Source organism: Deinococcus grandis (assembly GCF_001485435.1).
In the GTDB taxonomy this organism is placed as follows: Bacteria; Deinococcota; Deinococci; order Deinococcales; family Deinococcaceae; genus Deinococcus; species Deinococcus grandis.
This window is the reverse complement of record NZ_BCMS01000006.1, coordinates 69,994-91,291: the sequence shown is the minus strand read 5'-3', so window position 1 is coordinate 91,291 and position 21,298 is coordinate 69,994. Positions and strand designations below refer to the sequence as shown.

The window sequence follows — 21,298 nt, the reverse complement described above, 5'->3', positions numbered from 1 at the left end:
CGTCCCGGGCGGTCGAGGGGTTTGTCCTGGGTCTTCACTGCACCCCTGGCAAGGGCGGCAGTCAGGTGCAGCACGGCGGGCTTCACAGGCCACCGCCTGGGGTGCGGTCGCAGGGCACTGTGGTGATGCTGGTGATGAGCCAGCCGTCGCGAGATCCGCTGTTCAGGGCGGCGAAGCAGTTGCCGTGGGTGTCCTGGAAGTACGTGAGGTTCTGGGCGGCCTTGGCGGTGTCGACTGCGCTGTTGTCCTGGCCGCTGCAGGCGACGAGGGACAGTGTGGCGATCAGCAGGAGGGTTTTCTTCATCGGGGTCCTTTGCGCCGGCGCTTGTGCCAGCGGGCTTCGGGGTGGTGGGCGGTGATGATCAGGCGGGTGATGGGGCACCAGATGACGCGGAGGATCTGGCCGCGCCAGGGGACATGCACGAACAGTCGGTTGCCCTGGGCGGGGTACGTGAGCAGGCGGTCCTCGTGGAGGTCCTGGTGGATGCGCTGGCAGAGGTACGTGTAGTCGCGGTGGGTCGCGAAGATGCCGTAGCGGGTGCGCAGGCGCATCAGGGTGTGCCGGGCGCGGTCGGCAGGGTGGGTGCTCAGAGTCGTTCCTCCCGTTGGGCGGTCAGCAGGTCGTCCAGGGTGTACGCGACGATCACGCGGAAGCCCGCGCGGCGCAGCCGGGCGTGGCAGGCGAGCTGATCGTCGGTGGGCTTGTTGCCGGGTTGTTTGAGTTCGGCGTACCAGATCCGGCGGCGGCCGTCCTCCATGTAGATGTCGAGGTCCGGCCAGCCTTTCCCGTAGTAGACGGGGCCGTTCCCGGCGCTGCCTTTCAGGTTCTCCTGCACGCTCCACCCGAGTCCGCACAGGGTCCGTACGGCGTCGGCCTGGAACGCCGCTTCGTTCTCGTACCCGTTGGTGCGGGGCGGGGCGGGCCCGGGGGTGGGGGTGGGTTCGTCGGGGAACAGGTGGGGGTGGCGGCGCCGGTACTCGGCGAGCCAGCGGTCGTCGCGGCTCACGGGGCGATGCGGGTCATCTGCTGGTGCCACAGCAGGCGCTGTTCACCCAGGCCGGTGAGTTCGAAGCGGCCGGGGTCGCCTTCGCGGATCCATCCTTCGCGGTGGTAGCGGTGCAGGGCGTGCCGGACGGTCACGTCGCTGTCCAGGGCGCGCAGGGGCTGCGGGGTGCGGCTGCGCGCGCGGGCGGTCGCGCCGGTGATGCCGCAGGGCGTCTGGAGGGCGCTGAGGAGGACGGCTTCGAGGAGGAGGGGGTCGTGCTCGTGACTCAAGTGGGTGCTCCGTTCGGCCAGAGGGGCAGGGTGAGGAAGTCCGCGCCGTCGTGATGCGTGAAGGCCTGCAGGCGGGGCGGGGGTGTGCCGTTGACCCGCCAGCGGGCGGCGTTCCCGTCGAGGAGGTGCGCGCAGGCGGGCACGCGCAGCTGCACGGTGAGGCGCGCGGTGGGCGTGGCGCGGCTGGGGACGGGCTGCGTCCAGGGGATGCGGCGCAGGGCGCGCCGGACGTCCGGCCAGGTCACGCGGGGTCCCGCTGGGCCTGGAGGACGAGCGTGGCGGCCTGCTGCGCCGCGTGGACGTTGCCGGGCTCCAGCGCCTGCGGGCCGTACTTCCCGACGGTGCTGCGCAGGAGGTCCACGGTGACCTGCTGGTGGAGGGTCAGCTTGCGGCTGAGCAGCTCGCGCCGCTGCGCGCGGACGGTGATCACGGCGACGATGAGGACGGCGTTGAGGTGGATGGACGCGATCAGGGCGACGATCAGCAGGGTGGGCAGTTCCATGTCAGCCTCCGAAGGCGGCGAGGAGGGCGGTGTCGGCGGGCGTGCGGGTCTTCAGGGCGCGCAGGTGCGCGAGGTGCGCGGCGAGGGCCTGGTGCTGCGCGGCGGTGCAGGGGAGGACGCTGACCTCCAGCGCCCCGCCTTCGAAGGTGACGGGCAGGTCGCGCGCGACGCGTTTGCGGAGGATGTCCTGCATGACGTCCCGTTCCTGCGCGGTGAGGTCCGCCATGGCGTGCGCGGGGACTCGGGCCGTGACGAGTTTCACGGCTGCTCCCGGGTGACGAGGGTCACGTCGTACGCGAGGGGTTGGCTGTACCGGTCGGCGGTGCGGGCGTAGCGGAGGTGTTCGAACAGGCGGATGGCGCTCTCGCCGGTGGTGCGGGCCTGCTCGTCCGGGTACCGGGAGGCGTGCGGGCGGGTGGGCAGCCCGGTCACGTGATGGTTGAGGTCCCGCAGGGCCTCCTGGAACGCGTGGCGGCCCTCGATGGTCATGTCGGCCCGCCGGGTGTGCCCGGCCACCTCGGGCAACTGGCCCATCTGCAGGCGGCCGTACAGGTCCAGGGCCCGCTCGACGATTAGCGCCTCGTCCGGCGTGAGGCGCACGGTGGTGGTCCGCTCAGGCATGGGGCACCCGCGCACTGACGTCAGTGCGCGCTTCACGCCAGGGTTTGATGATCTTCGCGACGGTCTCACGGGTACTGCCCACGAGCTGCCCGAGCGTGGACTGGTTGAGTCCTTCGGGCGGGCAGTTCAGTTCGGCGAGCAGGTCGAACGCGTCGGTGTTCGTCAGGGTCCGCAGGAGCGTCGCGGTGGCCAGCGCGCACCCGGCGGCGATCTGCTCGTCACTCGCGCCGGGGTGCCACGTGGTGCCGGGCGTGACGCTGCTGTCCGTGGCGCTGAGACGCGCGGCGATGACGGTCGGCAGGGCGTCCAGGCCCGGCCACGTGCCGCCCCTGGGAATGGTGACGCTCATGCGGGGGTCGATGCCGGTGACGATCACGTACCCGTGCGTGACGGTGAACGGGTCGCGCAGCTCGGGGCCGGGAACGGCGTGGTGGTACACGTGGGTGCGGGGGGCGGGTGCGGTCATGGGACCTCCAGGAGCAGCGGCATGCTCGGCGCGGGGGTGGGTTGGGTCTTGCGTTGCGTGGTCTTGCGGCGCAGTTCGGTCAGGGCCCGCTGGTTCTCGCGGGCCTGCCGGATCTCCTCGAGGCGGTCGCGGGCGCGGGTGGTGGCCTGCTTGTCCTGCCCGGGCCGCCGGTGCCGGGCGGCGCGCAGGCACGTCACGGCGAACTCCTGCGCGGCACGGTGCAGGTCGGTGATGTCCTCGTCGAGCGCGTCGAGCAGTGCCCGGGCGGTCCGCGCGAAGTCCGGCAGGGCGTCGAGGATGGGGTACACCGCAGGGCTGCTGCGGAGGACCTCGGTGGCGTGGGCGATCAGGACGCGGAGCGTGACGGGCGGGCGGTCGTCCGCGCAGATGTACAGCTCGTCGAGCATGGCGTCACACGTCGCACCCGAAGGCGCGGAGGATGTCGTCCATGTCGATGGGGCGCCGGGTTCGGCGCGTGGCGGCCTGCACGCGCTGCTGCGCGCCGGGCGCGTCCGGCCCGTACTGGTCCAGTTCCGCCTGCGCTTCCGCCAGGGCGGTCAGGGTGGGGGTGCGGTCACGGTCAGCGGACGTCCTGATGTCGGTCATGGTGGGTCCTCACGGCGCAGCGCAGCCCGCCCGGACCAGGCGGTCACGGGCGGGCAGGGGAGAGGCAGATCGGGCAACAGCCTGTTGCCTGAATGTCAGCAGTCAGCAGAGTGTCGGCGTGAGGACCTGCGGCGCTGCGCGGCGGTACGCGGTGGCCCGCACGCGGTGCCAGCGGTCCGGGATGGGCGCGAACACGGGCTGCACCTGATCGGCCAGCAGGACGCCCGCGCCGAGGCTCATGACGCGGCCGCGCACTTCCACGCTGAACGTCCCGGGATCCAGGGCGAGCACCTCCCGGGACGCCTGCAGCGTGACGGAGAACGGCATGGTGTTCGCCTTGGACGGCGCGACCTTCACGCGGATGATGCCCTCCGCCCGGTCGAGTTTCAGGAGCTGCCCGACGATCAGGACGTCCGTGCCGTTCGGGCAGCGGGCGGCGCGCACGTTGCCCTTCGGGGCGTACAGGCGGCGCAGGGTACCGCCCGGTGTGGTCTCCGGGAACGCCCGGACGGTGACCCGCCGGGGCGTCTGGCCGGGACGCCAGGAGGTGCGGACGTGCACGCCCTGGATGAGGATGCCGGTGTCGGTCACCGTGGGCCAGCCGGTCAGGGCGACCACAGCGGCGTGCGGGGTGGGGCTGGTCACGGGGTGTCCTCCTTCGGGACGGCCTGGGCGCGTTCGAACAGGCCGGTGAGTCGCTGGCAGTCTCGCGTGTTGAGCTCGACGAGGGCGACGGGCTGGGCATGCCCTGGCTTGAGGCCCAGGTCGCTGAGCAGGTCGAGCGTCGCGAGGTGGGCGGGGATCTCGTCGACGTACTTCGGGACGGGCTGGCGGCGGGGCATCAGCTGGCCGCCTGGGCGCTCACGGCGCGCTTGAAGGTCGTGACGAACTTCGCCATGGAGTGCCGCGCGCCGTCCGTCAGGACGACCTCTGAGCCCTCGACGGCGGCGATCACGACGACCTCCCCGCTCTTCTTGTGCTGCCACTGCCGGCCGGGCTGCATGGCCCCGTCGGCTTCCTCGACGGGCGGGGTGTCGTCCGCGATCCGCCCGGTGTTCGCGACCTGGTGGCTGCGGTGCGTGGGCGCCTCGGTGCTGGCGCGGGGCGCGGCGGGCTGGCCGCTGAGCATCTCCACGGTGAACTCCTTGCCGAGCAGGCGGTCGAGGGCGTGGTACCCGGCGCTGCCCATGCCGCCCTTGACGCGCGTCGCGTCATGACTGGCGGCCTTCGCGGCGGCGGCGACTTCCTCGTCAGTCAGGCGGGTCAGGTACTGGCGGCTGACCCCGCCGGGCAGCGTGAGGGCCAGCTGCTCCTGGAGGTGCCCCAGGCGCTTGGGGTTCGTGGCCTGCATCAGTGCCCGCAGTTGCCGCATCTGGGACGGGTCACGCGCCGGGCGGGCGGCCAGCGTGGCCAGCGGGATCGGCTGCAGGGCCAGGATCGCCCAGGTTTCATCCACAGCGTTATCCACAGGGGCGGGCGCGGCCGGCGGAACATCTGGCACTTCCGTGGGCTGCGTCAGTTTCGTGCCTTCCACGTGTGACCCGACTCCAGTGAAGAAGGGCAGGTCATCGTCGTCCGCCGATGGTTCGGAGGTGACGGGGCCCTGCTGTTCGCCGTCAGGCGTCAGAGGTCCATCATCATCCGCCGGGCTGGCCTCCAGTTCCGTACCAGTGATGATGGATGAATTGAAATCTCTGTTGGAAGAAATATCGGATGAAGTCTCGTTATTCGTCTCCCAAAATTTTGGAGTACCCTCTCCCAAAATTTTGGAGGAGGGGTGTCCCAAAATTTTGGAGGAGGGGTCTTCCCCCCCTGTCCCAAAATTTTGGAGGAGGGGGGTGTCGGTCTGCTCGTCCGCCTGACCCTCAGCCTGCTCCACCAGTTCGGGGCTGCCGTCCGTTTCGTCGTCGCCCTGACCGTCAATGCCGTCCAGGGGTTCGTACTGACCGGCGTCGGCCTTGCGGGCGTGCATGCCGCGCTTGGCGCCCTTGCCGTACGCCTTGACCTCCGCGTTCGGCTGCGTGAGGGTCGCCGCGATGGCCTCAGCGACCGGCTCGATGAACACCACGTTGTTCTGCGCGCGACCCTTGAAGGTCAGCGTGCGGTACTCGATGCGGATCAGGCCAGCGCGACTCAGCTTCTTGCAGGCTTCGGACATCTGACGCCAGGACATGCCGAAAATGGCGCCGCGGCGAGCGTAGTCGTACTGAAGCATGTCCCGCTCGAACTTCCGTTCGAAGGCGACGAACTCACCCGTGTCCTCATCACGCACTTCGCGGGGGCGGTACCAGTACATGATGTCCGCGAGGGCGGTGATCATGTCCCGGTCGGGGCGGTTGTTGCTCGTGCGGAACTCGGTGCGCTGGTACCAGACGTGTGGTGTGACGTTGCCGGTGATGTGAAGCCGGCTGATCGCCTCGACTGCTGGGGTCATCCCCTTCTTGCTGGACGTGTTCACACTTCTCCAATGAGGCGCTCCTGGGCATGTGAGCCCGCCCGGTCATGATTGACCGGAGTCCACAGGGCGCGTATCCTGTGAACAGGCGATAAGCCGCCCGCGTAAGCGGACTAAAATCGAGAAAGACGGTGCTCCCTTTCTGCGAACTACGAGCTGGCAGGCTCTCGCGGAGGGGGGTTTCCCTTTTGATCAATTGCTCGGTGATCTCCGGGGATGGTCGCAGTGTAGCGCATACCCCGATCACGTCATGCAACATCCCCCATCGCGCGTGCGGCCGCGTCTGGCCAGTTCCGCCGGATCCACGCCAGTTCATCCCGCAGGTCTTGGCGCTTCATGTCCTTGATGGCCCCCTGCCGGATCGACGTCATGCTCGGCGTGAACGTCGGGTTCTGCCACGGCCCGTCGCCGAGCAGCGCCGCGCGGATCCGGGCGTCGAGGGCCTTCTCGGCCTCCTCGTCCGGAGCGGCGTCCCTGCCGGTCGCAGGGGCGGGCGAGGGCGGTGGGTCCTCCCTCACGAGCGGCGGGTCGTCGATGTCCTCCTCGAGGCTGCCGCTGGGGCGGATGAGCAGGTACCGGGTGCCGTTCCAGGACTCCAGCTCCGTGTCGAACAGCACCCACCCGGCCGCCTGCGCGACGATCGCGGCCTCGTCCTGACTGGCCTGGCCGTCCTTGCGGCTCAGGTAGATCACGTCCCCGTCCGCGGTACCCACCCGGACCTCCAGGCCCTTGCTGAGCACGCGCGACCGCTGACGGCCGTCACTGCGGCTCGCGCGGAACAGTCCGGCGAGTGTCGCGGCCAGCTGCGCGGTCACCGGTCAGCTCCCGGCAGGGCACGGGCTCCGACTGGCGTGCCCTGAGGCGGGGGCGCGGGCAGGAGCCGCTGGGATCGCATCTGCCGCTCCAGCCACGCCAGGCCCTTCGGGGTGACGCGGGTCGTGCGGGAGATGTGCTTCCCGTCCGGCGCGGCGCTCGTCGTGACCCTGAAGTACTCGCGTTCCAGGTACTGCTGGTACGGGATGTTGTGGTTCTCCGGGCCGCTGCGGTTGCGGTCCATCAGGATCTGCCGGTCACGCAGCAACTGGAACAGGCGTTTCTCCCCGCTCCCGAGGATCTTCGCGGCGGCGTCCATGCTGTACGTGCCGTCCGCGGACATCAGCGCCTGGAACTGCTGGGCCTGCGGGGCCAGGATGGCGTTCTCCTCCAGCAGGGCCCGGCGGGCCTTCTCCGCCTCCACGTACCGCTCCGCGAACGTCAGCGGGTCGATCTCCTGGCTGGGCGTGACAGCGTACTGCCCGGTCTGCCGGATGCTGGGGAGGACGTCTTCGGTCACCCACACCTGGAACGGTTCGGCCTGCGGGGAGTCGCTGCGCATCACGACGCGGTACAGGCCGCTCTCGTTGATGATCAGCGCGTCCCCCTGACGACCTAAGCTCAGCTTAGACCGTTGGTGGGGCTGGAGCCGCTGCGCGACCATGCTGGGATTGCTGAGGTTCAGGGCGCGGCACACGTCCCCGAGGAGAAACCACGGCTGCCCGTCGCGCAGGTGAAGGCGCAGGTCGAACAGCCCGAACGTGAACGTCTGCAGGGGGTCGGTCATGTGGGGTCACCTCTTCTCGTGAAGCCAGCTCCACGAATTCACGCGGTGTGGACTTTGAAGGTGGGGGGCCGGTCGAGCACGTCCATGACGTGCCGCGTGGTCACCTGCACCCGCTCGGGCGTGATGGCCTCCAGCAGGTCAGGCGGGCCTTCGAACACGACACCCCTGTCGAGCAGGCGCTGCGTGGCGACCAGACTCAGCAGGATCAGTTCGAGGTCCTCGCGGGGCGCGTCGTACGGCGCGCCGGTCAGGTCGATGACTTCCAGGTCGTCCCGGATCCGGGCGAGCTTCGCGGCACTCCAGATCGGTCCCAGCTCCTGGTCGTCGAGGTGCGGGAGGCGGAGCGTGACGCACAGGCAGCCGAGCATCGTGCGGCACAGGGACGTGACCGTCTGTGGGTCGTCCTGCCGCTGGGCGGTCACGCGGACACCCCAGTCGGGTCCGGCGCTTCCAGTTCGGGGACGCTGTCCATGACGTGCAGCAGCGTGATCGCGGCGTGCCCGACGGCGAGCAGTAGTTCCAGGGTCGAGCGGCCGGCCACGGGCTTGCACTGCGTCTGCGCGTCTTCCAGGGCGCACACGAGGGCGTTGTACGCCAGGTCGATGTGCTCGTACTGCAGGGTCGGGGTGCCGTCCGCTTCGAGGATCGTCACGGCGTCGGCCAGGACGTTCGCGGTTTCCTGGATCGTGGCGCGGTCTTCGGGCGACTGGCGTGGGTCGGTCGCAGCGCGCTGAACGACGTCCCGCGCGATGGCCCAGGCGTGCCTGCCGGTGATGCCGGTGCGGATCTGGTCAGCGGCGCGTTCCAGGCCGAGCAGCCACCCGCCGTGGCGCTGCTCGGGGGTGGTGACGGGTTCGCCCAGGACGGCGAGGGCGTCGTGCAGGCGCGCGCTGAACGCGGGCCCGGTGGGGATGGGTTCAGTTGGATTCACGGTTCTCCCGGATGGCCTGGGTGAGGGCGGCGCTGGTGGCGGCGCGGGTCTGGCTGGTGAGGGTGGCGCTCTTGCCCTGGTAGCTGATGGTCACGCTCTCCAGGGTGTCGCTGCCGTTCAGGGTGTCCTGAAGGCCCTGCGCGGCCTCCAGCAGCGGCGAGGCGTTGATGGGGCGGATCTCCACGTCGAAATCCAGGAACGGCGGGGCACCTTCCGTGTCCCGCATGACGTACCCGCTGAGGTAGTGCTCCAGGTTGTGGCGCGGGTTGAAGTCGAGCTGCATCACGATGCCGTACACGAAGTCCTTCGTGCTGCTGCGGACGAACACGAGGTTGAACGTACGCCGGTTGCCGTCCTCGTCCTCGACGTGCAGGCGCGCGGTGACGTCCTCCTTCCCGCTCTTCTGCCCGCGAGCGGCGCGGCGCAGCAGGCGCAGGTCCACGCCGCTCGGGAGGGCCAGCGTCAGTTCGGTCAGGGGGAAGCCGCTCTTGTCGTGCTTGTGCACGACGCCGTCGAGGTCCACGCGGGCACTCAGGCGCAGGCTCACGCGGTTAGCCCCTGCAGGTCCGTGATGCGGTGCTCCGTGACGTCCACCGGGCGGTAGAACGTCGGGTGCAGACCGTGCTCGACCGCCCAGGCGTTCATCACCTCGTCGACCCGGGCCTGCAGGTCATCCAGGGCGGGCGCAGGAACCTCCGCGAGGTACGTGCGGGCCGGAAGGCCGAACTGCTCGCCGGCAGCCGCGCGGGCCTCGGCCAGCCACGCGTCCACGTCGCCCATGAGGCCTGCGAGATCCGGGTACTGCGCGCGGGCGAGGTACACGCGCGGGTGGTCCGCGACGACGGGCGGGGCGCCGAGTGCGGCGTTCACGGCCTGATCGCGGGTGGGGAACGGGCCGAGCCAGGGGCCGTCGGGCAGCCAGGCGCTGAGCCAGGGTGCGTCATTGTGGGTCATGGGAGGTTCCTTTCAGGAGGTGCGCGTGCCGCCGGTTCAGGGCGATCACGTCACGGGTCGTCTCACGCGCGAGGTCGAGGGTCAGCAGGCGCCGGCGGCGCAGGATGGCCGCCTCACCCGGCGGGTCAGGTGGGGGCGGCGGCGTCAGCGTTTCGGGCATCGGGCGTCCCATGCCCCGCCGCGCAGGACCTTGCCGCAGCAGCGGCACACCCACTGGTGCCCCTCGCCCTTCACGGGGACGAAGCGCCAGTCGTGCATCACGGGGCCCTCCGGACGCTGTAGCCCGGGCGGGCCAGCGCCTCGAGGATGTCCGGGTGCCCCAGCGGGCGGCGGTAACTGACGCGGCCGGACGGATCGACGATCTCCACCTGAACGTCCGGGATGGGCGTGACGGTGGGCGGGTCGTGCGCGCCGTGACGGGTGGGCGGCGCGCTGAGCACCGTCGCCGCGGACATGGGCGTCCCTTCGCGCTCGCAGTGCTCGCGGTACAGCTGGTACCGGGCCGCGTGGTACACGCTCCACGCGCACTCGTGCTGGTCGCGCAGCGCGGCGTTGGGCGCGGCGCTCAGGCTGCGGCTACCGGTCATGAGGTGCTGTGCACCTTCCAGGACGTCCCGGATCTCACAGAAAGGATCGGACTCCAGGTCCATCAGCAGCTGGTGCGCGACGCTGTCGAGCTGGCCGATGCTGACGCGGGCGGCCGTCTCGGCCGCCCGGTTAATCAGTGACAGCTGCTCGCCGGTCACCACGAGTTGATAGTTCACCTTCACTCCTTCGGTTGGTTGTCGGTCACCTGGGCGCTCCACTGGGATTGCGCAGGCGGTACGCGCCGGACGGCGACTGGATGATTCGGCGGCACAGCAGCAGGTGCGTGATGGCCTGCTGGAATGTCGGGTAGGGCGTTTCCGGTAGCAGGAACTCCGCGAGCTTCTCGGGGCGCGCGTACCCCCGGCAGTCGGGGCCAGCCATGAACTCCTCGATGCGCCGCGCGATCCGCCGGACGTGGAACCCGTGCGACAGGTACGTGTAGTGCACGCCGGACCGGGGGGCGAGGCGGGCGATGGGCCGGTGATCGGCGGGCGCCGCGGCGATGATGTCCTGCCGGATGACCCGCTCGATGCCGGGCAGCGTGGCCCGCAGGGCCGCGAGGTCCTTCTCGGCGGTGTCCGCGCGGCGGCGCAGGGCGGCGTTCTCGTCAGCGGCCCGCTTGAGCAGGTCGTTGATCTGCCGGTTATCCCGGCGTGCCTGGGCGGCCGCTTCGGCCTGCGCCCGGGACTGCTCACCGTTCCGGATCCGGGCCTCCCGGCGGGCCGCCTGGGCACCCATGGCCGCGCCCCGCAGGGCGCACTCGTGCCCGTGCACTTCCAGGAGGGTGTTCAGCAGGGCCTGCTGGTCCGGACCGATCGTCCGGCACACTGCCTGGTACGCCAGGACGCGGCGGGCCTTCCAGGCGGCGCTGGCCTGACTGTAGGCCTCGCCGGGCGCAGCTGGCGCGTCGCCCGTCACCAGGTCGTGCAGGGTCGGGGGCGCCTGACAGGCGGCCGCGTCCGTCTGATTCGGCTGCATCTCTACACCTTCGCGATCAGGGCCCGGATCCGCCGTTCACGTTCGTCCGGATCTGGGCGGGCCTCGGCGGCCTCTGCCTGCGCGAGGCGCGCGCGGGCAGCGACGAGCTTCACTTCCAGGTTGGCGACCTCGCTGCGCAGGGCATCAATGCGGCTGTAGGGCCGCGTGGCGTGATCCGTGAACCGGAAGCCCTGCTCAGCGAATTCACGGGCTCTCTTCTTCACGCCCATCAGGTGGACGGGGAGACGCGGATCTGCGCGTCGGTGGCGCGGGTCATGAAGGGCCTCCAGTTGGGGGGAACGGATTGGCGGTGTGCCGGACGATCACGTGCCCGTGCAGGACCTGCACGACAGGCATGGTGGCCGAGGCGGCGTGAATGCGCATGGTCATCCAGAGGACCAGTGGCACTGCGAGGAACAGGGCCCATTCGTGCAGCTGCCACACCAGGAGGGCGAGCGCGCCGGGGAACGCGCCGAACATCGCACCCAGCCAGAAGTGACGCTGGTCGCGCTGGTGGGTGGAGATCCGCACCACTGGTGGGGTGGCCATGACCTCGTCGAGCGTCAGGCCACCTTCATTCATGGCGGTCCCTGGCGAGGGTGGCAGCGGCGCGGGACCGGATGGCTGCCATGATCTGCTTGATGGTGTCCCAGGGCGTGTCGATGCGGATGTCGGTCTCTTCGCCTTCTTCATCCACGCCGCGCATTTCGAACTGGAATTCACCCATGTACGCACCTTTCGTGTCCCCGGATGGCGTGAGCGCCTCGGTCTGGGCGGCGAGCTGAGCCTGTGCTGCGGCCAGATCACGAGTCAGGGTGATGTATGCGCCCTGAACGGCCCGGCTTAACTCCCTGAGGCGCACGGGGTCTAGCGCGCACGTCTGGTCATCCAGAGCGTCGAAATCGTTCCGAGCATCATCAAATTCGGCGTCGTCGTGTTTCACGGTGCCTGCACGCCACGCCGCTTTCGCGGCATTGAGACGGCCTTCGGCAAAGCGCCAGTCAGCAACCAGATCCAGCAGGCTCACCGCCTCCGCAATCTCCTGAGCTGGAGAGTGATGGGGCACAGTGCTCTCCCCGGTCATGCCTGCCCCTGTGGGAGCGTGAGGTCCACACCGGCGAAGGCCGGGACGTGCTGCGGGACGATGTCGGTCAGGGCGCGCTGCAGCATCGGAGAGAGCGGCTGCTCCAGATCCCGGATGAGCTCCTCAGGGGTGGGCAGCCGGATCTCGACAGTCATGACGAGCAGCGCGGCCGCGCGGGCCGGAGTGCCGCACTGCTTGAGTAGCAGGTACGTCTGCATGCCACTCAGGCCGCACTCGTCGATGTGCGTCAGCGCGCGCGGGCCCAGCAGCGGGTGGAACGTAGCGATCGCGCAGGTGGCCATCACCCCGCCGGGGTTCCCGTCGGTCGTCAGGGCGACGATGGCGTCCGCGACCGTCATGGTCGGGTGCAGGCGAGTGGCATGGGGCTGCCCGGTCGCCATGGCCCGTAGGTTCCTTGTGATTGGATTCACGTTTACCTCCGGGTGAGCTCACAGGGCCACCCGTCTTAATGTGCTTTCGCATAACTCCTGTTCGCAGATGGGGAGTGATCACCCCCTGGGAAGGGGGGAGTCACCCCCCGCGCCCAGGCTCAGGCGTTCGGGAAGGTCAGGGGCCACAGCCGCGCCGCGCCGCCCAGGTACGGAGCGTCCGAGTAGTACTCGAGGAACAGGTCCTCCGCGCACACACTGTAGGAACGCCCCGGCATCCAGAACGCCGCGCGCCGTTCGACCCAGGTCAGGGTTTCGACCGGCATGCCCCCCAGGTACTCGGCCAGGGCCTCACGGCTGTCCGCCGCGTAGAGTTCCAGGGAACCGTCCGGCATGCCCCGCACGAAGTACTGCACGCTTCCGGCCAGCCGGTCGAGGCGTTCGAGTTCCGCGACGATCAGCGCACCCGCGCGCACCAGGTTGTGCCGGTGCGCGCCGGGCTTGAAGCTGGCGCGGTCCCAGGGCCACAGGACGCGGCCCAGGTCGGTGCCGTGCCCGTCCTGCGGGTTCACGGGGCTGTGATCGCCAGCGTAGGCGTACGCGGCGGCCGCGTCGCCCAGCTCGCCTTCCATGTGCTGATCGTCATGCTCGGGCGTCCAGCCTTCCACGTCCACCTGCCGCTGTCGCTCCTCGCTGATCAGGGCGAGGGCGCGCTCCGTTCCGGACGTCACGCGCCCACCTCGCCCGGCTGAGCCGACAGGGGCGTCATGAGGATCTCTCCGTCGTCCGTCACCGGGAACACGGGTCGGAACCCGAACAGGACCCCTTCGCCCTGCCCGGCCAGCTCCAGCGCCCCGAACACCTGATCGAGCAGGTGACGCCCCGCCGCGTCCGCGGTCTCGGCGTCCACGCCCGCCCGGATGAGCTGGTCGCGGTGCATCAGGAGCATCACGTCCTCGTTGAACAGGCCGATGCGTGCACCGTCGAGGTTGTTCAGGATCTGCTCGCGCAGGTGACCGTCCAGGTCCTCGACGTCTTTCATCATGTCCAGCGGGTTGACCACCGGGCCGGACCAGGAACCGTGCGCGTCCGCCTTGAGCCACCAGCGGGCGCCAGGGTGGGCCGCGTCGAGGCGCAGCAGCTGCTCAGTCGTGATCGTCAGGTACGTCGCGGGATTCGTGGGAGCGTCGTGCGTGGTCATGAGGGCACCTCTGTATGCTGCGGGTATGAGTGGCCTGGAGTTGATGGCGTACAACCTGGAATTGCAGGGCCGCGCGGACCGGGTGGGCAGCCAGGAGCCGGACACCCTCAGGAAGGACGCGCTGCGCGCCGCGCGGGACATGGACGTACCAGGCCTCTGGGCGATCACGGAAGCGTTCCTGGTGCTGCGCGGCGGCCGGGGTGCACGCGTCAGCCTGCGCACCCTGGACAGCTACGAGACCGGCCTGCGCTTCCTCGCGGACTGGGCAGCCGGGGCGGGCATGAGTTTCGTCCGGCCCAAACCGAACGACGGGTACCGGTACGTGCGGCACCTCGAAGCGAAAGGACTCGCGCCGAGCACCGTCCGCGTCCGGCTGGCCGCCGCGCGGGCCGTGTTCGCCGCGCTGCGCTGGGCAGGCGCGACCGACGCGGCCCCGTTCACGGACGTCCGCGCCGCGAGCGACCCGGTGCCCGCCTGGGAGAAACGCAAACCCTACCCGGACCGGGACGTGCAGGCGCTGCTCGATCACGCGGACGAGCAGGAACGGGTCATGGTGCTGCTCGGCGCCGACTGCGGCCTGCGCGTCACGGAAATGACGAGCCTGCTGCGCGCGGACGTCCGCACGGGCGGGGACCGGCCGTACCTGACGGTGACCGGCAAACGACAGAAGCGGCAGCAGGTGCCGCTCTCACGCCGCTCGGAAGCCGCGCTGCTCGCCTGGATCGGCATGACGCCGTCCTACGGCCCGCACGTCCTCACGCTCCGCAGTGGCCGCGCCGTCGAGCAGCGCGTCCTGCAGCTGTGCGAACGCGCAGGCATCCCGTACCAGGGACGCGAAGTGCACGGCCTGCGGCACACCGCCGGCACCCGCATGTACCGCGAAACGAAGGACGTCCTGGCAGTCCGGGACCACCTGCGGCACGCGAGCATCACGACCAGCGAAACGTACGTGAACTACGCCCGCGAAGGCGAGAAAGCCCTGAACCGCGACTGGTAGGAATCAGTTGCGGTTCAGCAGGATCCGCAGCATGCCGCGCAGCGCGTCCCACACCGTCCTGACGTCCGCGCGGTGCTCCACGCTAGGGCCAGGGCCGTTCGGATGCCAGCTCAGGACCAGCTTGCCATTCGGGCGGGACGTCCACGCGTCGAGGTACACCGTGACGTGATATCCGAGCGCGGCCGCATGCTCTGCCACCGTCTCGGTCATCTCGGACACCCAGACCCGCACTTCAGCCTGATGGTCGCGCTGCGCGGCGAGCCTGATGTCCTCCGCGTGATCGCGAAGGAATCTGACAGCGTACTGGTCCCGGCTGCGCTGCTGCGCACCTGGTGTGCTGAGCGCCTGAGCCGCAGCCGCGTCGAGCGGCGTGGATGGCGGCGGCTTACGTGGTGGTCTGGGGAGAAGTGGAATGTAGGGCATCGTGCCTCCTGTGAACTGGTCCCAGCGGCGGGAGTCGAACCCGCGCGTGGCCCTGCCTGGGCCGGGATGACGGCCACCCGGTCGGGATGGCCGATGACACCTCGCGGACATGAGGGACGGCTACTTCATGGGAACCTCCCGGAGTGGGCGGCATGGGGCGAAGGGACGCGCGTCGCAGCTGAGCAGTTACATCGCGGGACACCTCCAGCGGTGGTGTGGCCGGGCTTCACCCCCCGGCGGGGCTGTCGGTCGGCCCGCGCGGGGCCGTCACGTGTGGAGGTGACTGCACTGCTGGAACAGCATGGGAGGTCACCTCCACGGTGAGCGGTCAAGAGTACGGGGCCGCCCTCGTCGGTGGGTGGCCCCTGAGAAACCGTGCGGCCTGGGGGCCGCGACGCTGTACGAGGTGATTCCGCGCGTTCTCCGGCGGGTGGAGGCGAGGCGCTGTCCGCGCCTGCTCGGGTCCCGGCGTCTCTCCGCCTGACGGTCACGCTGCTCCCCGCGTCTGGGGTGACCTTCCCGGTGTGCAGGGCCGCGAGTTGCCCTCTGTGGGGCGGGCGGTTCGCTGCTGGTGGGGTGGCGGTCACGGGCGCGCACCACGTGGTGCGTGTAGGCCAGGCGCTGCGGCCTGACTTCTCACTGTGGAATGGGCGTTGACCCCCGTGAGGGCGGGTCGCGGCAGCACTGACCGGGACCGCCGGTCGCGGAACGCACCTTACCCATGGCGTTACCTCCAGGCTCAGCACTTGTCGGGCTCCCCCGTGCACGGGAGGCGCTGAGGACCACGGTGGGGAGGCGGGGCGCGCCAGTGCCCCTGATTTGGGTTTCCGGACCTTCATCCCCGGCGCAGGGGGTCCGCGTGGTCAGCCGCTGACCGGTGCAGGTGGTCACGGCGGCGTCTCACTGTCAACACGGCCCGTGCGGGACCGTGAGGTGATCACGCCAGTGTTCAGTTGGCGTTGACGACTCACCCCGGAGGGACTTACCAGGGTCGGGCAGGGTGAGGGAACGGGCCGGACTCGAACCGGCAGCCCACCAGCTGGGCCGTTCCGTGACGCGCCCGGGGGTGGGCGCGGGGGTTGAGTGTTCGGGGCGGCGTCTCGCGCCGCTTCGCGTGCCCAGTTCGGCCGGGCACCAGCCCACGCTTTGCTGCTCTCGGCCGCGTGGGTGGCCTCTAAAGTTCCGACGTGTTCTGGCGGGGTCTCGCCCGCCTCTCCCGCTGTGACGCGCCGTCAGGGAGATCTCGGCGCGGAGTGGTTCACCAGAATCCGTAGTTATCTGGCCGGGCTGCTCGCCCGACATGCGCTCTCCGCCGCATGTTCACGGTCAAACCCCGTCGGAGGATGGATCCACTCACCTGTCTGTGACGTCTTCAGCGTCGGTTGCGAGACTGCTGGAGGCGTTGAGCCGGTTTGAGGGACGGTCCTGTGAGACAGAGCCGGAAGTTCGGTGTGCTGGGCCGGTGGACAGTGTTGTCTGGGCCTCAGCGGCGTCTTGTTATGCGTCTCGCGTGCACGCACGCTGGGCTTGCGCCCTGGATCCTCGTCGTTGCGGCGGTCGAGGTATCGCCGTGTCAGGAACGTGAAAGACCCGCCGTGAGCGGCTGCTCAGGCGGCGGGGGTGGACTCGGCGACCTCGGTGAAGAAATCGTCGATGCTGCACTTGTAGGCGCGGGCGAGCCCGCTGAGGACGCGGTGGCTGGGTTCCTTGATGTCGCCCTGTTCCAGGCCGATCAAGGTTTTGCGGTTGATGCGCGCTGCACGCGCTGCGGGCGCGCGTTTGGCGTACTTCGCCCCCAGTCGCTTGGCGACCAGATTTTCAGGGGACAGAACCTTCATGGATAAAGTGTACATCTGATGGACACTTTTGCCTAGCAGGTGAAATTTCGTTCAGAACCGCATCGGCTTCATGAACCGGACGTTTCGACGCGCAGGAATAAAATTGTGATGTAAAGTGTCCTATAGTTGGACACATTAGGAGGGGCAACCAGCATGGTCGAACGGGAAACGAGCAAAACCAAGTACAGGCGACGGAAAGTCACCCCCATGCCTGCACAGGTACAGTCTCCTGCGGACCGAGGGCAGGCCTTCCAGCACTGGCTCGACAGCAACGACTACTTCCTCACCGACTTCGCCCGCGACAGCGCCATTGCCCGGTCAACCCTCTCCGCATACATCTCAGGCGAACTCGATCTGGCCGCCATGAGACAGAACACCGCACAGCGCCTCCTCAGCACCATGGGCCTATCCGACACGGAAGCCTGGGAGTACTTCAACATCCCGGAAGAACACCGGAGTACCTTCCGGACCTTTCGCGCTGATCTCGGGCACGGCACAGAGCTAAAAAACGTCCTGGAATGGGAACTGAAAGTCCCACTCCAGGGTGCCACGACCGCCGGCACCGGTCATTCGATTCGAGTCAACCCAAACAAGAAACTCTCAGGCCTCGTCGTCATGGAAACAGAGGACGGCGAACTGTTCGCTCTTCCCGCAGACCTGGCGAAAGGTCGGGGGCGAATCCTGGGTCAGTTGATGGCGACGCTGTACAAGCAGCCGGACTGAACGGTCAGCAGCCGAGGCAGGTGTCGTCGTTCAGCAGAGCGGGGCCACTGCTTTTCGGCGTGACCTTGATCAGCTGAACGGACTGATCAGATGAAGACGGCTGCCCCGCCGCGAACGCGGGAGCAGCCGAGAGAACGAGAGCCAGCAGACCGGTGATGAAGGTTTTCACGCCTTCACTGTCGCACCTCCTGCCACGTCTCCACAATGGACACTCTGGCTTACATTTCCGGCGTCCGGCAGCATGAACTGCAGGGTGGCATGCGCCTGAGCCCACTGACGCTCAAGGCCGCGCCGCTGCGCATCCGCAGCTGCAATCACCATGCGGTTGATACCGCTCTGCACCGCCGCGGCACTCGCCACACGCCCCCTGATCTCACCCAGCACGGACGGGTCACCGTCCAGTGAAAGGCCCGCTGTCGTCAGCACGACCGCCGGGTGAGCATTCGGCGCGACCGCCATCAGCAGCAGCGCCTCCGGCGCCGACGCGGACAGGTAGTCGAGCACACCAGCCGTTTCCTTCAGTCGGTCAAGCGCGCTGGAAATCTCGCTGGGCAGCACCAGAGGGCTGTCCACCTCGGCGCCGTAGACGAACGCCTGCAGGTGCGCGACCGCCCACAGCACCCGCTGATCGGCGCGGCGCGGCACCTGCTCACCGAGCACGGCGACCGCCTGGCGGGACGTCCGGGCGTGCCCGGCAAGGTGCAGGCCAGCAGCGATCCGGGTATACGTATTGACCATGCCAGTCCCTGACATGGGGACGCCCGGGGCGCGGCCGTCGCGGACAGCGCGGAACATCTCGGCGGCCCGGTGGAGGGGGTGCTCCCCCGAATCGGTAGAGGCGCCGTTACCCAGCAGGGCGCGGGCAAGTGCGTGAGCTGGCCGCCCACCGAAGTCCCGGTGGGCCACCACCGCGTAACTCCCCTCGGCCAGCCGATCGGTCAGGTACGTCTGCTCATGCCAGCGGTGAATCCCCGTGCCGGGCCGCATCTGCCGCAGCACCCTGGCGGACTGCTCGGCGCAACCGAACCCGGCGTTCCCCGCGATCCGCTGCCGCTCGCCCATGACGTACTCGATGTGTTCCTGGATGCCGATGCGGATGGCGTACACCCGTGCCATACCCAGTTCCTCGAGCGCCAGCAGCGGCTGATCCTGGGCGACGAGAGCGGCCGTGCGGCCCAGGTGCGCCCAGTAGGCGCCGTCCTGGTCATTGAGTTCGGCCGCGTCCACCTCCGTATCCGCGAAGGGCAGGCTCAACGCATCTTCATGCAGGCCCAGCTGCGCGCAGAGCAGGATGCTCAGGCCGCGCGACTGGATGTCCGTGTGGTCTTCCAGTTCATGGAGGGATTCCACCATGGCGGCGCGGCGCTGGAAGAACAGCGCGACGCGCGCACGAAGAATGTGTCCATTGGGTCGATCAATCGTGTCCAGCATGTCCAGCGCACGGCTTCGAAGGGCCTTGTCGATCTCCTGCGGGGTGTCGAGGGTCATCGTTCTCCTTTGAATCTTTACGCTAGCAGTTGAATGCCCTGCGCGGTGCGAAATTTGAGCCATCGCCATCATAGACGAATGTTGTCAAAAATGTCCACTTGATATACACTTTCAGAAGAGACGAAAAACCCCCACCGGATCGCCTGCAAGCAAAATCCAAACGGTGGGGGTACGAGGTTCAGAATGACGCAGCAGCCCACGCCCGTCAAGTTCCGCGTACAGATGGCCCAGGAGCACGACCGCGCCAAGATCCACGGCGTCCCCTACAACCTCGTCAAGCCCGACGCCGTGATCACCAACGCCGGGCACGACTACAGCGTCGACTGGTTCCAGGTCGAGTTCGACAACATGAGCCCCACCCGGATCTACAGCGTCACCATCATCTGCCGCGACACCGGCCACCGCGTCAGCTACCGCGTCATCGAGAAGAACCGCCGCGCACGCGGCCGCCACGCCGTGCACTTCAACTGCGCGTTCATCGGCATGAACGTCCGCAGCCGCGAAGAAGCCCAGGACGCCCTGGTCGCCGCGACCGCCGCCGCCCGCCACGACACCCTGCTCGTTGAAGGTGTCGCGTGATCGCGTACCCCGGCCACCCCGACACTGACCTGCCCGCCCTGACGTACGCCGAGGAACTCCGCGCCCGCTTCGAGGTCGCCTACGCCGCGATCTTCGACGAGCTGCCCTGCACGCCCCAGCGCGCTCACCGCGATCTGCGCGCCCTGCGCCTCGCCCGCATGCTCCTCGCCGTCACCACCACGCAGGAGGCCGCGTGACCCTGCGCCTCACCGCTCCCATGCGCCTGCCGACCTTTCTGCACCTGTTCCGCCGCGCCCGCGCCACAGCTACCCCTGCCGAACCCCAGCGCACCCTGCTCGACCACGCCACCGACGAGGTCAACGCCTTCGCGCACCAGGGCAGCGACCACACCGAGAAAGCCAAAGAGGCTCTCCTGTACGGCCTGCTCAGCGCCCGCGCAGAGCGCCTGGAACTGATCGAATCCGCCCCCGCCCCCCACATCGAGGAGCTGCCCGCCCTGCCGTGGACCCTCGACCGCCAGATGCTGGAGGACCTGCGATGACCACCCGCCGCACCCAGACGATCACCCTCACCGTCCCCGCCCGCCGCGTCGTGCTGCCCATCCCCAGCCGCAGCAACGTCATCATCACCCTCGGCGTGCTCGGTGCCGTCCTGCTGTACGCCGTGTGCGACACGCTCGACACCACCGCGCTCACGTGGGCGGCGCTGCGCCCCCTGGTCCCCTGCACCCTGACCGGCATGCTGCTGCTGGCCGTCGCGTACGCCCTGTACGTCACGGCCCCCGGGCGGCGCGCGTGAACCGCTGGGCTGTCAGTCCCACCCGCGCCCGCATCCTGGCGGTCCTCGGGACGTTCAGCGCCCTGAGCGCCCAGCAGGTCGCCGTGGCGCTGGGCGTGGACGTGAACCTCGCGAGCGTCACGCTGTACCAGGCACGCCTCGCCGGGCTGGTCCGGCACGTGCCGCCCACCGCGCTGCAGCGCCACGTGAGCACCGGACGCGGCACCACGCACGCCTACGCCCCCAGCGCCCGCGCGCAACTGTACCTGCGCGGCCAGTGGCTCACGCGCCCTGGACGCCACCTGATCGCCCTGAGCGAACTCGTCGACAGCACCTTCCGGGACCACGAGGCGTTCATGCTCAACCACCCCCAGCCCGCCCCGAGCATCGAGGCGGCCGCATGAGCAGCGCGAAAGGTCAGGTGACGGCAGTCCGGCCCGCCGGAGACAACCATCAGGTTGTCACCGTGGTTGGCGGCGCCACCCGGCCACACATGCAGCGCCCATGCCCCCGCTGCCCCTGGCGCGTCGACGCCACGGGAGAGTTCCCCGCCGAGGCGTTCCGTCACTCCGCCAGCACGAGCTACGACATGTCAGACCGCGTCTTCAGTTGCCACGAAGCGGGCATGGAAACTCCTCGCACCTGCGCCGGGTTCCTCCTGCGCGGCGCAGATCATAACCTCGCCGTGCGGCTCGGCACCCTCTCCGGACGGTATGACCTGACAAGCGTCAGCGACGGCGGCCACGAACTGCACGCTAGCTACCGGGCGATGGCCGTCGCCAATGGTGTCAGCCCCTCCGATCCGATCCTTGCCCCCTGCCGCTCCGGACAGGACGGCACACTGTGAGCCGCCTGAAGGCC

At 69.1% G+C, this 21,298-nt stretch carries 41 protein-coding genes; 8 read left to right on the top strand and 33 right to left on the bottom strand.

What is annotated here, in order from left to right; genetic code table 11:
• Positions 1–82: 82 nt before the first annotated feature.
• The 29 genes from DEIGR_RS19470 to DEIGR_RS19335 all read right to left on the bottom strand — a co-directional run bounded on the left by DEIGR_RS19470 (position 83) and on the right by DEIGR_RS19335 (position 13,651).
• On the bottom strand, positions 83–304 hold the full coding sequence (locus tag DEIGR_RS19470; RefSeq protein ID WP_058980245.1) for a hypothetical protein: 222 nt from the start codon (positions 302–304) through the stop codon (positions 83–85).
• Positions 301–552, bottom strand: coding sequence for a hypothetical protein (locus DEIGR_RS19465; protein WP_058980244.1), 252 nt, complete (start codon positions 550–552; stop codon positions 301–303). Before DEIGR_RS19465 ends, DEIGR_RS19470 begins: the two co-directional genes overlap by 4 nt.
• A 35-nt stretch (positions 553–587) precedes the next feature.
• Positions 588–1,007 carry a VRR-NUC domain-containing protein gene (locus tag DEIGR_RS19460; RefSeq protein WP_058980242.1) on the bottom strand — a complete coding sequence of 140 codons (420 nt, stop codon included), beginning with the start codon at positions 1,005–1,007 and terminating at the stop codon, positions 588–590.
• The gene (locus DEIGR_RS19455) at positions 1,004–1,276 is read right to left on the bottom strand and encodes a hypothetical protein (RefSeq protein ID WP_058980240.1); all 273 of its coding nucleotides are present in this window, start codon (positions 1,274–1,276) and stop codon (positions 1,004–1,006) included. The genes DEIGR_RS19460 and DEIGR_RS19455 overlap by 4 nt, the downstream gene beginning before the upstream one ends.
• Positions 1,273–1,521 (bottom strand): hypothetical protein, encoded by a 249-nt coding sequence (locus DEIGR_RS19450; protein WP_058980238.1) that lies wholly within the window; start codon positions 1,519–1,521, stop codon positions 1,273–1,275. The genes DEIGR_RS19455 and DEIGR_RS19450 overlap by 4 nt, the downstream gene beginning before the upstream one ends.
• Positions 1,518–1,778 (bottom strand): hypothetical protein, encoded by a 261-nt coding sequence (locus DEIGR_RS19445; protein WP_058980235.1) that lies wholly within the window; start codon positions 1,776–1,778, stop codon positions 1,518–1,520. The genes DEIGR_RS19450 and DEIGR_RS19445 overlap by 4 nt, the downstream gene beginning before the upstream one ends.
• A gap of 1 nt (position 1,779) precedes the next feature.
• Positions 1,780–2,040, bottom strand: coding sequence for a hypothetical protein (locus DEIGR_RS19440; protein ID WP_058980233.1), 261 nt, complete (start codon positions 2,038–2,040; stop codon positions 1,780–1,782).
• Entirely contained in the window at positions 2,037–2,399 is a 363-nt protein-coding gene (locus tag DEIGR_RS19435; protein ID WP_153013994.1) for a hypothetical protein, read from the bottom strand. Before DEIGR_RS19435 ends, DEIGR_RS19440 begins: the two co-directional genes overlap by 4 nt.
• On the bottom strand, positions 2,392–2,865 hold the full coding sequence (locus tag DEIGR_RS19430; RefSeq protein ID WP_058980230.1) for a hypothetical protein: 474 nt from the start codon (positions 2,863–2,865) through the stop codon (positions 2,392–2,394). The genes DEIGR_RS19435 and DEIGR_RS19430 overlap by 8 nt, the downstream gene beginning before the upstream one ends.
• Positions 2,862–3,272, bottom strand: a complete 411-nt coding sequence (locus tag DEIGR_RS19425; RefSeq protein WP_058980228.1) for a hypothetical protein — start codon at positions 3,270–3,272, stop codon at positions 2,862–2,864. Before DEIGR_RS19425 ends, DEIGR_RS19430 begins: the two co-directional genes overlap by 4 nt.
• A 4-nt stretch (positions 3,273–3,276) precedes the next feature.
• Positions 3,277–3,471 carry a hypothetical protein gene (locus DEIGR_RS19420; protein WP_058980227.1) on the bottom strand — a complete coding sequence of 65 codons (195 nt, stop codon included), beginning with the start codon at positions 3,469–3,471 and terminating at the stop codon, positions 3,277–3,279.
• A 102-nt stretch (positions 3,472–3,573) separates the two neighbouring features.
• Positions 3,574–4,116 carry a hypothetical protein gene (locus tag DEIGR_RS19415; RefSeq protein ID WP_058980226.1) on the bottom strand — a complete coding sequence of 181 codons (543 nt, stop codon included), beginning with the start codon at positions 4,114–4,116 and terminating at the stop codon, positions 3,574–3,576.
• Positions 4,113–4,313, bottom strand: coding sequence for a hypothetical protein (locus DEIGR_RS19410; protein ID WP_058980225.1), 201 nt, complete (start codon positions 4,311–4,313; stop codon positions 4,113–4,115). Before DEIGR_RS19410 ends, DEIGR_RS19415 begins: the two co-directional genes overlap by 4 nt.
• A complete protein-coding gene (locus DEIGR_RS19405) occupies positions 4,313–5,905 on the bottom strand; it encodes a hypothetical protein (protein WP_153013993.1) in 1,593 nt (530 codons plus the stop codon). The genes DEIGR_RS19410 and DEIGR_RS19405 overlap by 1 nt, the downstream gene beginning before the upstream one ends.
• A 269-nt stretch (positions 5,906–6,174) precedes the next feature.
• Positions 6,175–6,741 carry a hypothetical protein gene (locus DEIGR_RS19400; RefSeq protein ID WP_058980221.1) on the bottom strand — a complete coding sequence of 189 codons (567 nt, stop codon included), beginning with the start codon at positions 6,739–6,741 and terminating at the stop codon, positions 6,175–6,177.
• Positions 6,738–7,526 carry a phage antirepressor KilAC domain-containing protein gene (locus tag DEIGR_RS19395; protein ID WP_058980219.1) on the bottom strand — a complete coding sequence of 263 codons (789 nt, stop codon included), beginning with the start codon at positions 7,524–7,526 and terminating at the stop codon, positions 6,738–6,740. Before DEIGR_RS19395 ends, DEIGR_RS19400 begins: the two co-directional genes overlap by 4 nt.
• Before the next feature lie 38 nt (positions 7,527–7,564).
• Positions 7,565–7,948 carry a hypothetical protein gene (locus DEIGR_RS19390; protein ID WP_058980217.1) on the bottom strand — a complete coding sequence of 128 codons (384 nt, stop codon included), beginning with the start codon at positions 7,946–7,948 and terminating at the stop codon, positions 7,565–7,567.
• Positions 7,945–8,457, bottom strand: a complete 513-nt coding sequence (locus tag DEIGR_RS19385; RefSeq protein WP_058980215.1) for a hypothetical protein — start codon at positions 8,455–8,457, stop codon at positions 7,945–7,947. The genes DEIGR_RS19390 and DEIGR_RS19385 overlap by 4 nt, the downstream gene beginning before the upstream one ends.
• Positions 8,444–9,004: a hypothetical protein gene (locus tag DEIGR_RS19380; RefSeq protein WP_058980213.1), complete on the bottom strand. Its 561-nt coding sequence runs from the start codon at positions 9,002–9,004 to the stop codon at positions 8,444–8,446. Before DEIGR_RS19380 ends, DEIGR_RS19385 begins: the two co-directional genes overlap by 14 nt.
• Positions 9,001–9,411, bottom strand: coding sequence for a hypothetical protein (locus tag DEIGR_RS19375; RefSeq protein ID WP_058980211.1), 411 nt, complete (start codon positions 9,409–9,411; stop codon positions 9,001–9,003). The genes DEIGR_RS19380 and DEIGR_RS19375 overlap by 4 nt, the downstream gene beginning before the upstream one ends.
• On the bottom strand, positions 9,398–9,583 hold the full coding sequence (locus tag DEIGR_RS21010; RefSeq protein WP_160329981.1) for a hypothetical protein: 186 nt from the start codon (positions 9,581–9,583) through the stop codon (positions 9,398–9,400). Before DEIGR_RS21010 ends, DEIGR_RS19375 begins: the two co-directional genes overlap by 14 nt.
• Positions 9,584–9,668: 85 nt before the next feature.
• On the bottom strand, positions 9,669–10,175 hold the full coding sequence (locus DEIGR_RS19370; RefSeq protein ID WP_153013992.1) for a hypothetical protein: 507 nt from the start codon (positions 10,173–10,175) through the stop codon (positions 9,669–9,671).
• 25 nt (positions 10,176–10,200) lie between these two features.
• Positions 10,201–10,977 (bottom strand): hypothetical protein, encoded by a 777-nt coding sequence (locus DEIGR_RS19365; RefSeq protein ID WP_058980207.1) that lies wholly within the window; start codon positions 10,975–10,977, stop codon positions 10,201–10,203.
• Positions 10,978–10,979: 2 nt separating this feature from the next.
• Complete coding sequence (locus DEIGR_RS19360) at positions 10,980–11,201, bottom strand: hypothetical protein (RefSeq protein WP_153013991.1); 222 nt, start codon at positions 11,199–11,201, stop codon at positions 10,980–10,982.
• A gap of 49 nt (positions 11,202–11,250) precedes the next feature.
• Positions 11,251–11,559, bottom strand: coding sequence for a hypothetical protein (locus DEIGR_RS19355; protein ID WP_058980204.1), 309 nt, complete (start codon positions 11,557–11,559; stop codon positions 11,251–11,253).
• A complete protein-coding gene (locus tag DEIGR_RS19350; protein ID WP_153013990.1) occupies positions 11,552–12,004 on the bottom strand; it encodes a hypothetical protein in 453 nt (150 codons plus the stop codon). The genes DEIGR_RS19355 and DEIGR_RS19350 overlap by 8 nt, the downstream gene beginning before the upstream one ends.
• A 53-nt stretch (positions 12,005–12,057) precedes the next feature.
• Positions 12,058–12,492 carry a hypothetical protein gene (locus DEIGR_RS19345; protein WP_160329980.1) on the bottom strand — a complete coding sequence of 145 codons (435 nt, stop codon included), beginning with the start codon at positions 12,490–12,492 and terminating at the stop codon, positions 12,058–12,060.
• 119 nt (positions 12,493–12,611) lie between these two features.
• Positions 12,612–13,181, bottom strand: a complete 570-nt coding sequence (locus DEIGR_RS19340; RefSeq protein ID WP_058980197.1) for a hypothetical protein — start codon at positions 13,179–13,181, stop codon at positions 12,612–12,614.
• On the bottom strand, positions 13,178–13,651 hold the full coding sequence (locus DEIGR_RS19335; RefSeq protein WP_058980195.1) for a hypothetical protein: 474 nt from the start codon (positions 13,649–13,651) through the stop codon (positions 13,178–13,180). The genes DEIGR_RS19340 and DEIGR_RS19335 overlap by 4 nt, the downstream gene beginning before the upstream one ends.
• A gap of 25 nt (positions 13,652–13,676) precedes the next feature.
• Between DEIGR_RS19335 and DEIGR_RS19330 the strand changes: the two genes are divergently transcribed.
• Complete coding sequence (locus DEIGR_RS19330; RefSeq protein WP_058980193.1) at positions 13,677–14,648, top strand: site-specific integrase; 972 nt, start codon at positions 13,677–13,679, stop codon at positions 14,646–14,648.
• A gap of 3 nt (positions 14,649–14,651) precedes the next feature.
• On the opposite strand, the gene DEIGR_RS20745 is transcribed toward DEIGR_RS19330, so the two are convergent.
• Both DEIGR_RS20745 and DEIGR_RS19320 read right to left on the bottom strand, forming a co-directional pair.
• Positions 14,652–15,071 (bottom strand): hypothetical protein, encoded by a 420-nt coding sequence (locus DEIGR_RS20745; protein WP_153013989.1) that lies wholly within the window; start codon positions 15,069–15,071, stop codon positions 14,652–14,654.
• Positions 15,072–16,678: 1,607 nt separating this feature from the next.
• Positions 16,679–16,909: a helix-turn-helix domain-containing protein gene (locus tag DEIGR_RS19320; RefSeq protein WP_058980189.1), complete on the bottom strand. Its 231-nt coding sequence runs from the start codon at positions 16,907–16,909 to the stop codon at positions 16,679–16,681.
• Positions 16,910–17,062: 153 nt separating this feature from the next.
• Between DEIGR_RS19320 and DEIGR_RS19315 the strand changes: the two genes are divergently transcribed.
• Positions 17,063–17,632 carry a hypothetical protein gene (locus DEIGR_RS19315; protein WP_058980187.1) on the top strand — a complete coding sequence of 190 codons (570 nt, stop codon included), beginning with the start codon at positions 17,063–17,065 and terminating at the stop codon, positions 17,630–17,632.
• A gap of 4 nt (positions 17,633–17,636) precedes the next feature.
• Here the strand turns inward: DEIGR_RS19315 and DEIGR_RS21005 are convergent, their stop codons facing one another.
• Both DEIGR_RS21005 and DEIGR_RS19310 read right to left on the bottom strand, forming a co-directional pair.
• Positions 17,637–17,801, bottom strand: coding sequence for a hypothetical protein (locus DEIGR_RS21005; RefSeq protein ID WP_160329979.1), 165 nt, complete (start codon positions 17,799–17,801; stop codon positions 17,637–17,639).
• Positions 17,798–19,120, bottom strand: a complete 1,323-nt coding sequence (locus tag DEIGR_RS19310; RefSeq protein ID WP_058980185.1) for a hypothetical protein — start codon at positions 19,118–19,120, stop codon at positions 17,798–17,800. The genes DEIGR_RS21005 and DEIGR_RS19310 overlap by 4 nt, the downstream gene beginning before the upstream one ends.
• A 183-nt stretch (positions 19,121–19,303) precedes the next feature.
• On the opposite strand from DEIGR_RS19310, the gene DEIGR_RS19305 reads away from it, so the two are divergent.
• From DEIGR_RS19305 to DEIGR_RS19280, 6 genes are read left to right on the top strand one after another with little or no spacing between them, the layout of a single operon-like run.
• The gene (locus DEIGR_RS19305) at positions 19,304–19,699 is read left to right on the top strand and encodes a hypothetical protein (protein ID WP_058980182.1); all 396 of its coding nucleotides are present in this window, start codon (positions 19,304–19,306) and stop codon (positions 19,697–19,699) included.
• A complete protein-coding gene (locus tag DEIGR_RS19300; protein ID WP_058980180.1) occupies positions 19,696–19,896 on the top strand; it encodes a hypothetical protein in 201 nt (66 codons plus the stop codon). Before DEIGR_RS19305 ends, DEIGR_RS19300 begins: the two co-directional genes overlap by 4 nt.
• Positions 19,893–20,201, top strand: a complete 309-nt coding sequence (locus DEIGR_RS19295) for a hypothetical protein (protein WP_058980177.1) — start codon at positions 19,893–19,895, stop codon at positions 20,199–20,201. Before DEIGR_RS19300 ends, DEIGR_RS19295 begins: the two co-directional genes overlap by 4 nt.
• Entirely contained in the window at positions 20,198–20,458 is a 261-nt protein-coding gene (locus tag DEIGR_RS19290) for a hypothetical protein (RefSeq protein WP_058980176.1), read from the top strand. Before DEIGR_RS19295 ends, DEIGR_RS19290 begins: the two co-directional genes overlap by 4 nt.
• A complete protein-coding gene (locus DEIGR_RS19285; RefSeq protein WP_058980174.1) occupies positions 20,455–20,841 on the top strand; it encodes a hypothetical protein in 387 nt (128 codons plus the stop codon). The genes DEIGR_RS19290 and DEIGR_RS19285 overlap by 4 nt, the downstream gene beginning before the upstream one ends.
• Complete coding sequence (locus tag DEIGR_RS19280) at positions 20,838–21,284, top strand: DUF6283 family protein (protein WP_058980172.1); 447 nt, start codon at positions 20,838–20,840, stop codon at positions 21,282–21,284. The genes DEIGR_RS19285 and DEIGR_RS19280 overlap by 4 nt, the downstream gene beginning before the upstream one ends.
• Positions 21,285–21,298 lie beyond the last annotated feature (14 nt).

Excerpts from the sequence above, each read along its gene's own strand:
- DEIGR_RS19410 (WP_058980225.1), bottom strand. The coding sequence starts at position 4,313 with ATGCCCCGCCGCCAGCCCGTCCCGAAGTACGTCGACGAGATCCCCGCC.
- DEIGR_RS19315 (WP_058980187.1), top strand. The coding sequence starts at position 17,063 with ATGGTCGAACGGGAAACGAGCAAAACCAAGTACAGGCGACGGAAAGTC.
- DEIGR_RS19470 (WP_058980245.1), bottom strand. The coding sequence starts at position 304 with ATGAAGAAAACCCTCCTGCTGATCGCCACACTGTCCCTCGTCGCCTGC.
- DEIGR_RS19465 (WP_058980244.1), bottom strand. The coding sequence starts at position 552 with ATGCGCCTGCGCACCCGCTACGGCATCTTCGCGACCCACCGCGACTAC.
- DEIGR_RS20745 (WP_153013989.1), bottom strand. The coding sequence starts at position 15,071 with ATGCCCTACATTCCACTTCTCCCCAGACCACCACGTAAGCCGCCGCCA.
- DEIGR_RS19425 (WP_058980228.1), bottom strand. The coding sequence starts at position 3,272 with ATGCTCGACGAGCTGTACATCTGCGCGGACGACCGCCCGCCCGTCACG.
- DEIGR_RS19290 (WP_058980176.1), top strand. The coding sequence starts at position 20,198 with ATGACCACCCGCCGCACCCAGACGATCACCCTCACCGTCCCCGCCCGC.
- DEIGR_RS19305 (WP_058980182.1), top strand. The coding sequence starts at position 19,304 with ATGACGCAGCAGCCCACGCCCGTCAAGTTCCGCGTACAGATGGCCCAG.
- DEIGR_RS19375 (WP_058980211.1), bottom strand. The coding sequence starts at position 9,411 with ATGACCCACAATGACGCACCCTGGCTCAGCGCCTGGCTGCCCGACGGC.
- DEIGR_RS21010 (WP_160329981.1), bottom strand. The coding sequence starts at position 9,583 with ATGGGACGCCCGATGCCCGAAACGCTGACGCCGCCGCCCCCACCTGAC.
- DEIGR_RS19310 (WP_058980185.1), bottom strand. The coding sequence starts at position 19,120 with ATGACCCTCGACACCCCGCAGGAGATCGACAAGGCCCTTCGAAGCCGT.
- DEIGR_RS19365 (WP_058980207.1), bottom strand. The coding sequence starts at position 10,977 with ATGCAGCCGAATCAGACGGACGCGGCCGCCTGTCAGGCGCCCCCGACC.
- DEIGR_RS19355 (WP_058980204.1), bottom strand. The coding sequence starts at position 11,559 with ATGAATGAAGGTGGCCTGACGCTCGACGAGGTCATGGCCACCCCACCA.
- DEIGR_RS19395 (WP_058980219.1), bottom strand. The coding sequence starts at position 7,526 with ATGACCGACCCCCTGCAGACGTTCACGTTCGGGCTGTTCGACCTGCGC.
- DEIGR_RS19430 (WP_058980230.1), bottom strand. The coding sequence starts at position 2,865 with ATGACCGCACCCGCCCCCCGCACCCACGTGTACCACCACGCCGTTCCC.
- DEIGR_RS19335 (WP_058980195.1), bottom strand. The coding sequence starts at position 13,651 with ATGACCACGCACGACGCTCCCACGAATCCCGCGACGTACCTGACGATC.
- DEIGR_RS19280 (WP_058980172.1), top strand. The coding sequence starts at position 20,838 with ATGAGCAGCGCGAAAGGTCAGGTGACGGCAGTCCGGCCCGCCGGAGAC.
- DEIGR_RS19405 (WP_153013993.1), bottom strand. The coding sequence starts at position 5,905 with ATGACCCCAGCAGTCGAGGCGATCAGCCGGCTTCACATCACCGGCAAC.
- DEIGR_RS19445 (WP_058980235.1), bottom strand. The coding sequence starts at position 1,778 with ATGGAACTGCCCACCCTGCTGATCGTCGCCCTGATCGCGTCCATCCAC.
- DEIGR_RS19435 (WP_153013994.1), bottom strand. The coding sequence starts at position 2,399 with ATGCCTGAGCGGACCACCACCGTGCGCCTCACGCCGGACGAGGCGCTA.
- DEIGR_RS19420 (WP_058980227.1), bottom strand. The coding sequence starts at position 3,471 with ATGACCGACATCAGGACGTCCGCTGACCGTGACCGCACCCCCACCCTG.
- DEIGR_RS19320 (WP_058980189.1), bottom strand. The coding sequence starts at position 16,909 with ATGAAGGTTCTGTCCCCTGAAAATCTGGTCGCCAAGCGACTGGGGGCG.
- DEIGR_RS19330 (WP_058980193.1), top strand. The coding sequence starts at position 13,677 with ATGAGTGGCCTGGAGTTGATGGCGTACAACCTGGAATTGCAGGGCCGC.